Origin of the sequence: Endozoicomonas atrinae (assembly GCF_001647025.1) — a bacterium.
In the GTDB taxonomy this organism is placed as follows: domain Bacteria; phylum Pseudomonadota; class Gammaproteobacteria; order Pseudomonadales; family Endozoicomonadaceae; genus Endozoicomonas; species Endozoicomonas atrinae.
This window is the reverse complement of the sequence record NZ_LUKQ02000661.1, coordinates 1-827: the sequence shown is the minus strand read 5'-3', so window position 1 is coordinate 827 and position 827 is coordinate 1. Positions and strand designations below refer to the sequence as shown.

The window sequence follows — 827 nt, the reverse complement described above, 5'->3', positions numbered from 1 at the left end:
CCGGGTATCATGGACGGTGCCAGAGAGCCAACCCCAGAGGCAAACTGGAGGCCAAAACCGGCAGCGGTACTGCCCTCGGTCAGCCCGAACCGGCCTTCGCCTTTCTTCTCGATCCCGAACCCCTGCATCGCCTCGATGCTGGACGGGGACATATTGTCGAGCTGTTCCTCGGATTTCTCCCGCAGCCAGTCACTGGCGGCATTATGACCATCGCCGCCCACCAGTCGGCTCGCACCGGATACCAGGTCAGCCGCACCGGCATAACCGCCATGCCAGAGCGCATCCCACAGGTCACCGGCATAGCTGCTCTCCGGGTTGCCACGGCGGCGGGTATGCTGATCAAACAGGGAACGGGCTTCCCGATGGTAGCCCTCCGGTATCTGGGGCTTGAGATAGTGCCGCCAGTAATGCTCCCGCAGCCGTTCCTGTTCCTGATCGTCCCCCTGCTGAAACATCGGGGTCGAGCTGAAATCGTTCCAGTTCATAGAATCGTCCTTGAAAAAACGCTGGCCGCCACCCACTACCTGTTCCCCGTAAAAGCGGGTCAGGTGCTTTGCGTGTCTTTTTCGGGAAGTGGGAAGCGGTCTGTTACCGTCCGGCTGAGGGATGGAAGTGACGGAAGGTGCCGGGGGTGCGGTTCAATGGGTCGTAACCGTGATAGCCGTAACCCTGCCCCTGCTTCGGTACGGCGGCATTGGGTGTCACCGGAGGGGGTGGTGGCGGTGTCATTGCTTCCCCGCCCCCCAATGCCTGCTTCAAAGCCGCCAGCGGGTCCTGCTGCGGCTGTTGCTGCTGACCAAACAGATCAAACCCCAATGTCCGGTTCG

At 61.5% G+C, this 827-nt stretch carries 2 protein-coding genes; both read right to left on the bottom strand.

The window, feature by feature from the left end; translation table 11 throughout:
* Window positions 1-485: hypothetical protein (locus tag AK963_RS29895; RefSeq protein WP_139117813.1), on the bottom strand; the 485-nt coding region annotated here is incomplete at its 3' end.
* A gap of 103 nt (window positions 486-588) precedes the next feature.
* A partial coding sequence (locus tag AK963_RS34180; RefSeq protein WP_202969949.1) for a hypothetical protein occupies window positions 589-827 on the bottom strand: 239 nt, incomplete at its 5' end.